Annotated in this window: 11 protein-coding genes; 10 read left to right on the forward strand and 1 reads right to left on the reverse strand. The window is 67.2% G+C overall.

Going from position 1 to position 14969, the window contains the following annotated elements:
- Positions 1-48 precede the first annotated feature (48 nt).
- The gene (locus AC1Z3W_RS04850; RefSeq protein ID WP_057924070.1) at positions 49-1575 is read right to left on the reverse strand and encodes a mannose-1-phosphate guanylyltransferase/mannose-6-phosphate isomerase; all 1527 of its coding nucleotides are present in this window, start codon (positions 1573-1575) and stop codon (positions 49-51) included.
- A gap of 438 nt (positions 1576-2013) precedes the next feature.
- On the opposite strand from AC1Z3W_RS04850, the gene AC1Z3W_RS04855 reads away from it, so the two are divergent.
- The 10 genes from AC1Z3W_RS04855 (at position 2014) to AC1Z3W_RS04900 (ending at position 14919) form a co-directional block, all read left to right on the forward strand.
- Complete coding sequence (locus tag AC1Z3W_RS04855) at positions 2014-3387, forward strand: undecaprenyl-phosphate glucose phosphotransferase (protein WP_057924161.1); 1374 nt, start codon at positions 2014-2016, stop codon at positions 3385-3387.
- A 158-nt stretch (positions 3388-3545) separates the two neighbouring features.
- Entirely contained in the window at positions 3546-4961 is a 1416-nt protein-coding gene (locus tag AC1Z3W_RS04860) for a UDP-glucose dehydrogenase family protein (RefSeq protein ID WP_057924069.1), read from the forward strand.
- A 40-nt stretch (positions 4962-5001) separates the two neighbouring features.
- On the forward strand, positions 5002-5445 hold the full coding sequence (locus AC1Z3W_RS04865) for a low molecular weight protein-tyrosine-phosphatase (protein WP_057924068.1): 444 nt from the start codon (positions 5002-5004) through the stop codon (positions 5443-5445).
- The gene (locus tag AC1Z3W_RS04870) at positions 5439-6617 is read left to right on the forward strand and encodes a polysaccharide biosynthesis/export family protein (RefSeq protein WP_057924067.1); all 1179 of its coding nucleotides are present in this window, start codon (positions 5439-5441) and stop codon (positions 6615-6617) included. Before AC1Z3W_RS04865 ends, AC1Z3W_RS04870 begins: the two co-directional genes overlap by 7 nt.
- Positions 6618-6667: 50 nt before the next feature.
- Positions 6668-8893, forward strand: coding sequence for a polysaccharide biosynthesis tyrosine autokinase (locus tag AC1Z3W_RS04875; RefSeq protein WP_057924066.1), 2226 nt, complete (start codon positions 6668-6670; stop codon positions 8891-8893).
- Between the two features lie 62 nt (positions 8894-8955).
- On the forward strand, positions 8956-9915 hold the full coding sequence (locus AC1Z3W_RS04880) for a glycosyltransferase family 2 protein (RefSeq protein WP_057924065.1): 960 nt from the start codon (positions 8956-8958) through the stop codon (positions 9913-9915).
- 43 nt (positions 9916-9958) lie between these two features.
- Positions 9959-11095 (forward strand): glycosyltransferase family 4 protein, encoded by a 1137-nt coding sequence (locus tag AC1Z3W_RS04885; protein WP_057924064.1) that lies wholly within the window; start codon positions 9959-9961, stop codon positions 11093-11095.
- 10 nt (positions 11096-11105) lie between these two features.
- Positions 11106-12572: an O-antigen ligase family protein gene (locus AC1Z3W_RS04890; RefSeq protein WP_057924063.1), complete on the forward strand. Its 1467-nt coding sequence runs from the start codon at positions 11106-11108 to the stop codon at positions 12570-12572.
- The gene (locus AC1Z3W_RS04895; RefSeq protein ID WP_057924062.1) at positions 12569-13753 is read left to right on the forward strand and encodes a glycosyltransferase family 4 protein; all 1185 of its coding nucleotides are present in this window, start codon (positions 12569-12571) and stop codon (positions 13751-13753) included. The genes AC1Z3W_RS04890 and AC1Z3W_RS04895 overlap by 4 nt, the downstream gene beginning before the upstream one ends.
- Positions 13753-14919 (forward strand): glycosyltransferase family 4 protein, encoded by a 1167-nt coding sequence (locus AC1Z3W_RS04900; RefSeq protein WP_057924061.1) that lies wholly within the window; start codon positions 13753-13755, stop codon positions 14917-14919. Before AC1Z3W_RS04895 ends, AC1Z3W_RS04900 begins: the two co-directional genes overlap by 1 nt.
- Positions 14920-14969: the final 50 nt, after the last annotated feature.

The raw sequence follows: 14969 nt of genomic DNA on the forward strand, positions 1-14969 counted from the left end.
CGTGATGCCGGGCGCACCGTCGAGACGGCGCGCTCGGCATGCACTGCGTCACTGGCGTCCGTAGGTATCGTCGTAGCGGACGATGTCGTCCTCGCCGAGATACGCGCCCGACTGCACTTCGATCAGCTCGAGCGGCATCTTGCCCGGGTTCTCGAGGCGGTGCGACACACCGAGCGGGATGTACGTCGATTCGTTCTCGGACAGCAGGAACGTTTCGTCGCCGCGCGTGATGCGCGCGGTGCCGCGCACGACGATCCAGTGCTCGGCGCGGTGGTGGTGCATCTGCAGCGACAGTCGCGCGCCCGGCTTCACGACGATGCGCTTTACCTGGAAGCGCTCGCCCATGTCGACCGAGTCGTAGTGGCCCCACGGGCGGTGGACCTTGCGGTGATCGGTCGCTTCCGCGCCGCGTTCGGCCTTGATGCGTCCGACGATCTTCTTCACGTCCTGCACGCGGGACTTGTCGGCGACGAGCACGGCATCGGGCGTTTCGACCACGACGAGATTCTGCGTGCCGACGCACGCGATGAGCCGGCTTTCCGAATGCGCGAAGGTCGATTCGGCGTTTTCGAACAGCACGCGGCCGCGGCCGACGTTCTCGGCATCGTCCTTCGGCAGGATCTGCCAGATCGCGTCCCACGAGCCGACGTCCGACCAGCCCGCGTCGAGCGGCACGACGACGCTTTCGCACAGCTGCGGCAGGTTCGCGAGCGGCTCCATCACCGCGTAGTCGATCGAGTTCGACGGCGACGCGGCAAACGCGTCGCGATCGACGCGGAAGAAGTCGCCGTCTTCCTTGCCGCGTGCGACGGCCTGTTCGCAGGCTGCGTAGATTTCGGGTTCGAGCTGGCGGATCGCGTTCAGCCACACTGACGCGCGCACGATGAAGATCCCGCTGTTCCACCAGTATTCGCCCGACGCGACGTACTGCTGCGCGAGCTCGAGATGCGGCTTCTCGACGAAGCGGTCGAGGCGGCGCACGTCGAGGCTGCCGGTGGCGGCGTCGCCGAGCGGCGCGCCAACGCGGATGTAGCCGTAGCCCGTTTCGGCCCGGCCCGGCACGATGCCCATCGTCGCGATCTTGCCCTGGGCCGCGCAGTGCACGCCGGCCGCGACGGCCGCATGAAAGCGCGGCTGGTCGGCCACTGCGTGGTCGGCCGGCATCACGGTCATCACGGCATCGCCGCCGCGCGCGACGATCCGCAGCGCGGCGAGCGTCAGCGCGGGCGCGGTGTCGCGGCCGAGCGGCTCGAGCATGATCGATGCACGCTTGCCGGTCAGGCGCAGTTGTTCGGCGGTCGTGAAGCGGTGATCCTCGCCGCACACGATCAGCACGTCGTCGTTCAGCGGATGGCCGGTCGCGAGGCCGTCGAGTCGCAACGCGGTGGATTGCAGCAGCGAATGATCGCCGAGCAGGCCGATCAGCTGCTTTGGATAGTGTTCGCGCGACATCGGCCACAGACGTGTGCCCGAACCGCCGGCAAGGATCACCGGCTGCACCGCGACGCGCGTACCGGCGTCGGTTGCGGCGGAAGAAGAAGGGCGCGTATCGGCTGCCACGGCCGGAGCATTCATGATGACACTCTCCTCGATTGAAGTCAGTGCCTGTTTGTAGCATGAAGTAAATCGACAATAAAACCGGGCTCTTTGCGAGATATTCGTCGAGCATTCCGTCACGCGCGTATCCGGGAAATTTTTACGCGCTAGCATCGGATGCAAATAAAAAAATAAAAAATAATTCCGCCAATCAGGCTGATGTCCCGTCCTGCAAGGGGTTGGCGGCAGTCGTAAAGTTTTCGAAAAAATCCCGATTCGCGCTCGATTCGGGAAAACGTGCCGATTTAATTCAAGAATGTCGCGGCAAGAATTTCCGATTATTTTTCGAAATACTTGTGCGCTTGAGGAGAGATTTTCTTACCGCTTCAATAGCGTCATGCAACGTTTGAATCGAATGTGCGGCACGGGCTGCGCAAGGAGCTGTTCGGCAAACGCCTGTTCAAAGAGGAAGCAGACATGTTGAGCGTGCTGGCGAGAGTCATCGATATCGCGATGGTCGTGTTGGGGGCGTTGATCGCCGCCACGCTGCACGGCGGCAGCATCTGGCTCAACGACCTGCAGCGCACGACGGTGTTGTTCGACTGCCTGCTGGTCGTCGTGCTCTTTCCGGCGGTCGGCATCTATCAGTCGTGGCGCGGCAAGCGTCTCGTCGGGCTGGTAGGGCGCGTTGCGTTCGCGTGGCTGGTGGTCGAGCTCGCGGGCATCCTGATGAGCTTCAGCTTTCACCAGTCGGGCGACCTGTCGCGGCTGTGGCTGGGTTGCTGGGCGCTCGCGACGATGGCGCTGCTCGCCGGCTCGAAGGCCTGCGTTCACGTCGTGCTGCGACAGCTGCGGCGCGGCGGCTACAACCTGAAGGCGGTCGCGATCGTCGGCGGTACGCCGGCCGCGCGGCGGCTGATCGCGCAGATGCGGGCGCGTCCGGAAGCAGGCTTCAACCCGGTATGCGTCTACGACGAAAGCGAAGTGCCGGGCGAAGTCGCGCTCGACGACGTGCGCATCGAGCGGCAGTTCGAATCGCTGGTGTGGCTGGTGCGCAGCCGCGCGATCAGCGAGCTGTGGCTCACGCTGCCGATCACGGAGGAGCGCCGGATTCACCAGATCGTGACGGTGTTCCGCCACGACTTCGTGAATATCCGTTTCATTCCGGACGTGCGCACGCTGTCGTTCTTCAACCAGGAAGTGGTCGAGGTGCTCGGCGTGCCGGCGATCAACCTCGCGGCATCGCCGATCACCGACGTGCGGATCCTGCCGAAGTTCGTGTTCGACCGGCTGTTCGCGCTGGCGGCGCTGACGGCTCTCGCGCCCGTGATGGTGCTGATCGCCTGCCTGATCAAGTTCACGTCGCGCGGGCCGGTGTTCTTCCGCCAGAAGCGCAAGGGGATCGACGGGCACGAGTTCGAGATCTACAAATTTCGCTCGATGAAGGTGCATCAGGAAGTCGCGGGGCAGGTCACGCAGGCGACGAAGAACGATATGCGCGTGACGCCGGTCGGCCGCTTCCTGCGCCGCACGAGCCTCGACGAACTGCCGCAGTTCATCAACGTGCTGAAGGGCGAGATGTCGGTCGTCGGCCCGCGGCCCCATGCGCTCGCGCACGACGACATCTACAAGGATCTGGTGAAGGGCTACATGTTCCGCTACCGGATCAAGCCGGGCATCACCGGGTGGGCGCAGATCAACGGCTTTCGCGGCGAAACCGATCAGATCGAGAAGATGATGGGACGCGTGAAGCTCGATCTGTACTACATGCAGAACTGGTCGTTCTGGCTCGACATCAAGATCGTCGTGCTGACACTCTGGAAAGGCTTCACCGGCAGCAACGCTTACTAGGCGCTCCTGAACCTGTCGCTGCGCGCCAGGCTCCCCGAGGGGGGACTTCCTGCGGGGCGGAGAACTTGGGGTGGCCCGGCGTTCTCTCGAGACGCGGCCCCGCGCAGAGACTTCCGTTTTACGAATTTCGAATCATTGGTCACGAGGTCCGACACATCATGAATCTGACTATCATCGGCAGCGGTTACGTAGGACTTGTCACCGGCGCGTGTCTCGCCGACATCGGGCACGACGTGTTCTGCCTCGACGTCGATCAGGCGAAGATCGACGTCCTGAACAACGGCGGCGTGCCGATCCACGAGCCGGGCCTCAAGGAAGTCATCGCGCGCAACCGCGCGGCCGGCCGCCTGCGCTTCTCGACCGATATCGAGGCTGCGGTCGCGCATGGCGACGTGCAGTTCATCGCGGTCGGCACGCCGCCCGACGAGGACGGCTCGGCCGACCTGCAGTACGTGCTCGCGGCGGCGCGCAACATCGGCCGCACCATGAAGGGCTTCAAGGTGATCGTCGACAAGTCGACGGTGCCGGTCGGCACGGCCGAGCGCGTGCGCGCGGCGGTGGCCGAGGAACTCGCGAAGCGCGGCGACGACGACCAGATGTTCTCGGTCGTGTCGAATCCGGAATTCCTGAAGGAAGGCGCGGCGGTCGACGATTTCACGCGGCCGGACCGCATCGTGATCGGCTGCGACGACGACGTGCCGGGCGAGCGCGCGCGCGAGCTGATGAAGAAGCTCTATGCGCCGTTCAACCGCAACCACGAACGCACGCTGTATATGGACGTGCGCTCGGCCGAATTCACGAAATACGCGGCGAACGCGATGCTCGCGACGCGCATTTCGTTCATGAACGAACTCGCGAACCTGGCCGACCGCTTCGGCGCGGACATCGAAGCGGTGCGCCGCGGGATCGGTTCCGATCCGCGCATCGGCTATCACTTCCTGTACGCGGGTTGCGGCTACGGCGGCTCGTGCTTCCCGAAGGACGTCGAGGCGCTGATCCGCACGGCCGACGAGCATGGCCAGTCGCTGCAGATCCTGAAGGCCGTGTCGTCGGTCAACGCGACGCAAAAGCGCGTGCTTGCCGACAAGATCGTCGCGCGCTTCGGCGAGGACCTGACCGGCCGCACGTTCGCGATCTGGGGCCTGGCATTCAAGCCGAACACCGACGACATGCGCGAAGCGCCCAGCCGCGAGCTGATCGCCGAGCTGCTGTCGCGCGGCGCGCGCATCGCCGCGTACGATCCGGTCGCGCAGCAGGAAGCGCGCCGCGTGCTCGCACTCGATCTCGCCGATCACCCGAGCTGGCTCGAACGCCTCACCTTCGTCGACGACGAGGCGCAGGCCGCGCGCGATGCCGATGCGCTCGTGATCGTCACCGAATGGAAGGCGTTCAAGAGCCCGGATTTCGTCGCGCTCGGTCGGCAGTGGAAGTCGCCGGTGATCTTCGACGGCCGCAACCTGTACGAGCCGGAGATGATGAGCGAGCAGGGCATCGAATATCACCCGATCGGCCGCCCCGGCTCGCGGCAGGCCGTCGCCGCCCGCGTGCCGGGCGCCGCCCGCGCGAACGCGTAAGCCGCGCGTCACCGCTCCCCGTTACCCGATTCGAGACGCCATGTTCCGGAACATCCTGATTGTCTGTCACGCGAACGTCTGCCGCAGCCCGGCGGCGGAAATGCTGTTCAAGTCGCACGCCGCGTCGCGCGGCGGCCCGCGCGTGACGTTCCACTCGGCCGGCGTGCGTGCGAACGACGGCGACGGCATCGATCCGGTGATGCGGCAACTGCTGGCCGAGCGCGGCGTCGACGCAACGACGCACCGCTCGCGGCGGCTGTCGCGCCGGATCGTGCGCGACGCCGACCTGATTCTCGTCAGCGAGCGCGAACAGATCAAGGCCGTCGAATCGGTCGATCCGTTCGCGCGCGGCAAGGTCCACCTGCTGGGCAAGTGGGAGGACGCCGAGATCGCGGATCCGCATGGCGGCCCCGAGGCCGACTATCGCGAGAGCTACTCATTGATCGAACGTCTGGTTCAAGGATGGCTGCAAAAACTATGCTGAAACGTCCCATGCGCCCGCTGGCGCTTGCCGTCGCAATGACGACATTCCTGTCGGCCTGCGCGACCGCGCCCGGCAACTATCTCGACTCGTCGAACCTGAAGGACGAAGGCCGGCAAGGCCAGGCCGAAACCTATCCGGTTCATTACATCGACGCGAAGCTGGTGATGGATCAGCTGCAGAAGCAGCAGGTCGAGCACCCGCTGCCGCCGGGTCGCTACACCGATCCGTCTCAGTACGTGTACCGAGTCGGCCCGCAGGACATCCTCGGCGTCACGGTGTGGGATCACCCCGAGCTGACGACGCCGCAGGGCCAGTCGTTCTCGAGCGGCGGCAACACGACGCAGTCGGTCGCGGGTGCGTTGCAGCAGCCGTATACGACCGCGCTGCCGGGCCAGGCCGATCCGTACGGCCAGACCGTGGCCGCCGACGGCACGATCTTCTTCCCGTTCGTCGGCCGCATCAAGGTGGCGGGCAAGACGGTCGCGCAGATCCGCGAGCAGATGGCCACCACGCTGGCACGCTACGTGAAGAATCCGCAGCTCGACGTGCGCGTGTTGTCGTTCCGAAGCCAGAAGGTGCAGGTGACGGGCGAGGTGAAGCAGCCGGGCCCGCTCGCGGTGAGCGACGTGCCGCTGACGCTCGTCGACGCGATCTCGCGCTCGGGCGGCTCGACCAACGAGGCCGACCTGCAGCGCGTGCGCCTGACGCGCGACGGCAAGCTCTACACGCTCGACGCGAACGGCGTGCTCGATCGCGGCGAAGTGAAGCAGAACGTGATGCTGCAGCCGGGCGACATCATCAACGTGCCGGACCGCAGCGACAGCCGCGTGTTCATCATGGGCGAGGTCAAGACGCCGGTCACCGTGCCGATGCTCAAGGGCAAGCTGACCCTCGCCGATGCGCTGACGTCCGGCGGCGGCATCCTCGACACCGATGCGAACCCGCGCAAGATCTACGTGATGCGCGGGATGCATGACAACCCGACGAAGCCGGAAGTGTTCCGTCTCGACATGACGCAGCCGGACGCGCTGATGCTGTCGAGCCGCTTCCCGCTCCAGCCGCTCGACGTCGTCTACGTCAGCACGGCCAGCTCGGTGCAGTTCAACCGTGTGCTGCAGCAGGTGTTGCCGACGATCCAGACGATCTTCTTCATGCGGCAAATCACGCGCTGATAGCCCGCCGGGGCGGCGCCTGCCCCCCGGCACCACTCAAGCGGGAACGAATGGTGAACACGCAAGCGAAACACTCCTACGCGGATCTGACCGCGAAAACCGAGGAAGAAGACGTCGTCCTCGGCCAGCTGCTCCAGGTGCTCATGGACGACATCTGGCTGCTGATCGGCATCGCGGTGACCGTCATCGCGCTCGCCGGCCTCTACTGCTATGTCGCGAAGCCGGTGTATCAGGCCGACGTGCACGTGCGGGTCGAGGGCAACGACAACACGTCGCAGGCGCTCACCCAGACGCAGACGGGCGCGATGATCAACAGCGGTCCGCAGCAGGCGCCGACCGATGCGGAAATCGAGATCATCAAGAGCCGCGGCGTCGTCGCGCCGGTCGTCGAGCAGTTCAAGCTGAACTTCTCGGTCGCGCCGAAGACGATGCCGCTGATCGGCAGCCTGGCCGCGCGCGTCGCGACGCCGGGCGAGCCGTCGCGCGCCTGGTTCGGCCTGAGGTCGTACGCATGGGGGGGTGAAGTCGCCAACGTCGATACGATCAACGTCGTGCCCGCGCTCGAGGGCAAGAAGATGACGCTGACGGCCGGCCCGGACGGCACCTACACGCTGGTCGACCAGAACGGCCGCCGCCTGCTGTCGGGCCGTGTCGGCGAATCGGAGCAGGGCGGCGGCGTCACGCTGCTCGTGCAGAAGCTCGTCGCGCGTCCGGGCACGCAGTTCACCGTGGTCCGCTACAACGATCTCGACGCGATCACCGGCTTCCAGTCGGGCATCCAGGTGAGCGAGCAGGGCAAGCAGACGGGCGTCGTGCAGATTTCGCTCCAAGGCAAGGATCCGGACCAGACCGCCGCGATCGCGAACGCGCTCGCGCAGTCGTACCTGAACCAGCACGTGATCGCGAAGCAGGCCGAAGCGACCAAGATGCTCGACTTCCTGAAGGGCGAGGAACCGCGCCTGAAGGCCGACCTCGAGCGTGCGGAAGCCGCGCTGACGCAGTACCAGCGCACGTCCGGCTCGATCAACGCGAGCGACGAGGCGAAGGTCTACCTCGAGGGCAGCGTGCAGTACGAGCAGCAGATCGCCGCACAGCGCCTGCAGCTCGCGTCGCTCGCGCAGCGCTTCACCGACTCGCACCCGATGGTGATCGCCGCGAAGCAGCAGCTCGCGGAACTGCAGGGCGAGAAGGACAAGTTCAGCAATCGCTTCCGCAGCCTGCCGGCGACCGAAGTGAAGGCCGTCCAGCTCCAGCGCGACGCGAAGGTCGCCGAGGACATCTACGTGCTGCTGCTGAACCGCGTGCAGGAACTCTCGGTGCAGAAGGCCGGCACGGGCGGCAACATCCACCTCATCGATTCGGCGCTGCGCCCGGGCGATCCGGTCAAGCCGAAGAAGGTGCTGATCCTGTCGGCCGCCGTGTTCCTGGGCCTGATCCTCGGCACCGGCGTCGTGTTCCTGCGCCGCAACTTGTTCCAGGGCATCGAGGATCCGGACCGCATCGAGCGCACGTTCAACCTGCCGCTGTACGGGCTGGTGCCGCAAAGCGCCGAGCAGGTGAAGCTCGATGCGATGGCCGAGAAGGGCGGCGGCCGCGCGCGGCCGATCCTTGCGAGCCTGCGGCCGAAGGACCTGAGCGTCGAAAGCATGCGCAGCCTGCGCACCGCGATGCAGTTCGCGATGATGGACGCGAAGAACCGCGTGGTCGTGCTGACCGGCCCGACCCCGGGCATCGGCAAGAGCTTCCTGACCGTCAACCTCGCGGTGCTGCTCGCGCATTCGGGCAAGCGCGTGCTGCTGATCGACGCCGACATGCGCCGCGGGATGCTCGACCGCTACTTCGGTCTCACCGCGCAGCCCGGCCTGTCCGAGCTGCTGAGCGACCAGTCTTCGCTTGAAGGCGCGATCCGCGAGACGCCGGTGCAGGGCCTGTCGTTCATCTCGGGCGGCACGCGTCCGCCGAACCCGTCGGAACTGCTGATGTCGACGCGTCTGCCGCAATACCTCGAAGGGCTCGGCAAGCGCTACGACGTCGTGCTGATCGACTCGCCGCCGGTGCTGGCGGTGACCGACGCGACCATCATCGGCCGCATGGCCGGCGCGACCTTCCTGGTGCTGCGCTCGGGCATGCATACCGAGGGCGAGATCGCCGACGCGATCAAGCGCCTGCGCACCGCGGGCGTCGATCTGGAGGGCGGGATCTTCAACGGCGTGCCGCCGAAGGCGCGCGGCTACGGCCGCGGCTATGCGGCCGTCCACGAATACCTGAGCGCCTGACCGCATTGCACGAAACCGGGTCGGCGTGCGCAGCACCGGCCCGGCCGACTGGAGAACCCTCAATGAAAATTTCCGTGCTCGTTCCGACTTACCGGCGTCCCGCCGACCTCGCGCGCTGCCTGCTGGCGCTGCAGCGCCAGCAGCGGCTGCCCGACGAGGTGATCGTCGTCGCGCGCCCGGAGGACGATGCCACGCACGAGCGCCTCGCCGATCCGTCGGTGGGCGGCGCGCTGCCGCTGCGGATCGTGCCGGTCGACGTGCCGGGGCAGGTCGCGGCGCTGAACAAGGGGCTCGACTCGGCGAGCGGTGACATCGTCGCGATCACCGACGACGATGCGGCACCGCGCGCCGACTGGCTCGCGCGCGTCGAAGCCGCGTTCCTGGACGATCCGCGCGTCGGTGCGGTCGGCGGCCGCGACTGGGTGCACGAGAAGGGCCGCGTGCTCGACGAGTCGCGCGAACTCGTCGGCCAGCTCACGCTGTCCGGCAAGATCATCGGCAACCATCACCTGGGCGTCGGCGGCGCACGCGAAGTCGACATGCTGAAAGGCGCGAACATGAGCTACCGCCGCGCCGCGATCGAGCGGCTGCGCTTCGACACGCGGCTGCGCGGCGCCGGTGCGCAGGTGCACAACGACATGGCGTTCAGCATGCACGTGCAGCGCGAAGGCTGGAAGCTCGTCTACGACCCGGCGATCGCGGTCGATCATTTTCCGGCCGAGCGTTTCGACGACGACCGGCGCGATGCCGCATCGCTGAATGCGATCAGCAACGGCGCATACAACCTGCACCTGATCCTGCGCGAGCATCTGCCGCTGGTGCGGCGCGAGATCGCGTGGTGGTGGTGGACGCTGGTCGGCACGCGCGTCTATCCGGGCCTCGCGCACGTGCTGCTGTCGCTGCATGGCGCGCAGCGCGACCGCGTGCGCGAGCACTGGCGCGCGGTGCGCCGCGGTGCCCGCGATGCGCGCCGCGCGAACCTTGCCCCCCACCGTGCGGCGATGCCGCCGGTGACGTCTTGAACGGGCCGCGCGCATCGCGCACGGCTATCCCCGGAGGGCTTGCATGACTACGACGAAAGTTCACGTCCACCTGTTTTACGGCGCCGATCCGCGTACCTACCGGAAAGGCGAGAACATCGGCTGCCTGTACGGCTATCACCACGCCGAATCCGACGAATTCCGGCTGACCTATTCGCAGGACCGGCGCGAGAACCGCGTCGCGAGCCTCGCGCGCCGTGCGCTGAAGGCGGCGCTCGGCTTCGACGTCGTGCACGCCTGGCGCAATCGCGCCGCGCTGCTGGGCACCGATGTGATCTGGACGCATACCGAGCAGGAGCACCTCGCCGCCGCGCTGATCCTGAAACTCGCCGGCGCGCAGGGTAAGCGTCCGCTGCTGCTCGCGCAGAGCGTGTGGCTGTTCGACAAGTGGAACACGTTCGGCGGCGCGCGCCGCTGGCTGTATCGCAAGCTGCTCGCGCGCGCCGACGCGCTGACGACGCTCGCCCGCGACAACGCCGAGCTGTGCCGCCGCTTTCTCGGGCGCGACGCGGAGTTCGTGTACTACGGGCTGAACACGCAGGACTTTCCGCCGGCCGAGCCGCAGCAGTGGCAGCCGAACCGGCCGCTGCGGATCGCCGCGATCGGCAACGACCGCGACCGCGACTGGCGCACGTTCCTTGCCGCGTTCGGCGGCGACGAGCGCTACGACGTGCGGCTCGCGACGCGGCGCCGCGTGCCGCGCGAGTGGCATGCGCCGAACGTGAAGATCGGCTCGGCATCGGGCCTCGCGAAGCAGCACGAGCTGTACGCGTGGGCCGACGTGATCGTCGTGCCGCTGCGGCCGAACTTCCACGCGTCGGGTATCACGGTGATGCTCGAGGCGGCAGCCGTCGGCAAGCCGATGATCGTGTCCGACGTCGGCGGGCTCAGCGACTACTTCCCGCACGATACGGCTGCCTATGTGCCGGCATTCGACGCGCAGGCGATGCGTCAGGCCGCCGATCGCTTCGTGGCCGATCCGGTCGCCGCGCTGGATTGCGCGCGGGCCGCCGCCGCGTGCCTGCGCGAGCGCGACCTGACCACGCAGGCGTTCGCCGAGCAGCACGTGCGGATCACGCGCGACATGCTGCGCGGGCGTCGCACGCCGGCGGCCGCCGGTCTCGCGATGCCGCTCGCGGATTCGCGTCCGTCGTCGCGGTGAGAGCGGATCGATGAGTACGATTGCCGCCGAACGCGCACCGTCGCGCAACCGCAGCTGGCTACCCGAGCCGAAGCACTGGGTCGGGCAGGCCGGGCTGTGGACGTTTACCGCCGCGCTGATCGCCATTCACCAGGGCAAGGTGCTGACGCTCGCGTTTCCGGTGCTGGCCATCGCGGTCGGCATCTGGCTGTATTTCAAGAGCCCGGCGCGCTACGTCGGCTTCATGTGGTGGGTGTGGTTCCTGAGCCCCGAGGTGCGGCGTCTGGCCGACTGGTCGAAGGGCGCGTTCACGCCGACGAGCCTGATCCAGGTCGCGCCGCTCGCCGTGACGATGATCGCCGGGTTCGGGCTGCTCAGGCATTACCGCGTGCTCGCCCAGCGGCGCGGGATTCCCGTGCTGCTGATGCTGTTCGGGCTGGCATACGCGTATCTGGTCGGGATCATGTCGAGCGGCGTGATGGCCGCGACCTACGATCTCGCGAACTGGGTGTACCCGGTGCTGATCGGCTTTCACATCATGGTGAACGCGCGCGACTATCCCGAGTACCGCGACGTGCTGTTGTCCACGTTCATGTGGGGCATGCTCGTGATGGGCGTGTACGGCGTCGTGCAGTATTTCGTGATGCCGCAGTGGGACGTGCTGTGGATGATCGGCTCGGACATGGGTTCGCAGGGCGAGCCGGTGCCGTACGGCGTGCGGGTATTCAGCACGATGAACTCGTCGGGGCCGTTCGCGTTCGCGATCATGGGCGCGCTGGTGTTCGTGTTCGCGGCACCGCAGAAGGTCCGCTGGTTCGCGGGCGCCGCGGGCTTCGTGTCGTTCGCGCTGTGTCTCGTGCGCTCGACCTGGGGTGGCTGGGTGATCGCGCTCGCGATCCAGCTCGTGCAGTCGAGCAACCGCGTGCGGATGCGGATCCTGATCAGTGGCGTCGTGCTGGTCGGGCTCTGCGTGCCGCTCCTGACCGTCGGGCCGGTGGCCGACCGGCTGGGCCAGCGTCTCCAGTCGATCACGAACCTGAAGGACGACCGCAGCTACGACGACCGCAACAAGTTCTACGCGACCTTCGCGCAAACGGCGTTCACCGACGTCGCCGGCGAAGGGATGGGCGCGACCGGCGCGTCCACCAAGTTGTCGAGCGACAGCGGCGAGCTCGGCAAGTACGGCAGCTTCGACAGCGGCGTGATGAACGTGCCGTTCGTGCTCGGCTGGCCTGGCACGCTGCTGTACCTGTCGGGCGTCGTCATGCTGCTCGCCCGCACGCTGCGCGCGGCGTTCAAGCTGCGCAAGGACAAGTTCGTCGGCGCATGCCTGAGCCTGTGCCTGTCGGTGTTCGCGATGCTCGTGTTCACGAACTCGCTGATCGGCACGGGCGGCCTGCTGCTGTTCACGGCCATTTTTTCAATACTATCCGCGGCGCACTGGCAGAAGGCGCAGCGCCTGCTGGCCGCCGCGCGTTCACGGGGAGGCGACCATTGAGAATCGCGATCGTCACGCACGTCGTGCGACATAACGACGGGCAGGGCCGCGTCAATTACGAAATCGCGCGCGCGGCGCTGGCCGAAAACTACGAGGTCACACTGGTCGCGTCGCACGTCGCGCCTGAACTGCTGGCCGACCCGCGCGTGCGCTGGGTGCCGGTGAAGGTCGGACGCTTCTGGCCGTCGAATCTCGTCAAGCAGCAGGTGTTCGCGCTGAAGAGCGCATGGTGGCTGCGCGCGCATCGCAGCGAATACGACGTGCTGCACGTCAACGGCTTCATCTCGTGGATCCGCGCCGACGTGAATACCGCGCACTTCGTGCACGGCGGCTGGTTCAAGAGCCCGTACTACCCGTTCGGTCTGACGAAGGGGCTGTGGTCGGCCTATCAGTACGTCTATACGCGCGTGAATACCGCGCTGGAACGCTGGGCGTACCGGCGTTCGCGCGCGATCACGGCCGTGTCGCAGAAGGTGGCCGACGAGATCGCCGGGCTCGGCATCGACAGCCGTAAGATCAGCGTGATCTACAACGGCGTCGACGGCAGCGCGTTCGCGGGCGCACAGGCCGATCGCGCGGCGTTCAAGCTGCCGGACGACGCGTTCCTGTTGTTGTTCGTCGGCGACCTGCGCACGCCGCGCAAGAACCTCGGCACCGTGCTGAAGGCGCTGACGAAGCTGCCGGCAAACGTTCATCTCGCGGTGGCCGGCTATCTGCCCGGCAGCCCGTATCCGGACGAGGCGCGCGCGCTCGGCATCGCATCGCGTGTGCATTTCCTCGGGCTCGTGAAGAACATGCCGACGCTGATGCGCTCGGTCGACGCCTACGTGTTTCCGTCGCGCTACGAAGCGATGAGCCTGTCGCTGCTGGAAGCGATGGCGGCCGGGCTGCCGGTCGTCACCGCGCGCACCGCCGGCGGCGCGGAAATCATCACGCGCGACTGCGGGATCGTGCTGGAGGATCCGGACGATCCGGCCGCGCTCGCGCAGGCGATCGGCTCGCTCGCGGCGTCGCGCGACACCTGTCGCGCGATGGGCGACGCGGCCCGCGAACTGATGACCCGTTTCGGCTGGGCCCACATGGGCGCCCAGTACGTCGCGCTCTACCGGCGCATCGGCCAACCCACGCAGCCGTCCGCCTTCGAGCGGGTCGAGCATGCGGTCACGCAGGAGCAATCGTGATGTCCCAATCTTCCCGGCCGATCAAATCGTTGCAGATCGGCATGCACTGGTTCCCCGAACGCGCGGGCGGCCTCGACCGGATGTACTACTCGCTCGTCGGCGCGCTGCCCGGTGCGGGCGTCGAGGTGCGCGGGCTCGTCGCGGGCTCGCCGAAGGTCGCCGACGATACGGGTGGCGCGATCCAGGGCTTCGGGCCCGCGTCGCAGCCGCTCGCGCGCCGGATGCTTGCCGCGCGTCGGGCACTGCGCGACGAGATTCGCAGCGAGCGGCCGGACGTGATTTCGTCGCACTTCGCGCTGTACACGTTCCCGGGACTCGACGTGACGCGCGGGATTCCGCAGGTGTCGCACTTCCAGGGGCCGTGGGCCGACGAAAGCCAGGTCGAGGGCGCCGCGTCGCTCGGGCAGCGCGCGAAGCGCTATCTCGAACAGGCCGTCTATACGCGCTCGTCGCGGCTGATCGTGCTGTCGCAGGCGTTCGGCCAGATCCTGACGAACCGCTACGGGATCGATCCGTCGCGCGTGCGCGTGATTCCGGGCTGCGTCGACACCGCGCAGTTCGATACGCCGCTCACGCCGGCCGAGGCACGGCACAAGCTGCAACTGCCGCAGGACCGGCCGATCGTGCTGGCCGTGCGCCGGCTCGTGCGGCGCATGGGGCTGGAGGACCTGGTCGACGCGATCGGTCTCGTCAAGCACCGTCACCCGGACGTGCTGCTGCTGATCGCCGGCAAGGGAAAGATCGGTGAAGAGCTGCAGCAGCGCATCGACGCGGCCGGACTGCAGGACAACGTGAAACTGCTCGGCTTCGTGCCGGACAACCATCTCGCGGCGCTGTACCGCGCGGCAACGGTCAGCGTCGTGCCGACGGTCGCGCTTGAGGGTTTCGGGCTGATCACCGTCGAATCGCTTGCGTCCGGCACGCCGGTGCTGGTTACGCCGGTCGGCGGGCTGCCCGAGGCGGTCGCCGGGCTGTCCAACGATCTCGTGCTGCCGTCGACCGGCGCGGATGCGATCGCGGAAGGGCTCGGCGCGGCACTGTCCGGCGCGATCAAGCTGCCGGACGAAGCCGCGTGCAAGCGCTATGCACGTGATCACTTCGACAACGCGGTGATCGCGCGACGCGTCGCCGGCGTGTACGAAGAGGCGATCCGGGCGGCGGGGTAAGCGAACGCCGCACACCGCCGCGACATTCGAGCCGGCGCGCGTGCGTGCGT

It is taken from the genome of Burkholderia sp. 10_S31, assembly GCF_056930375.1.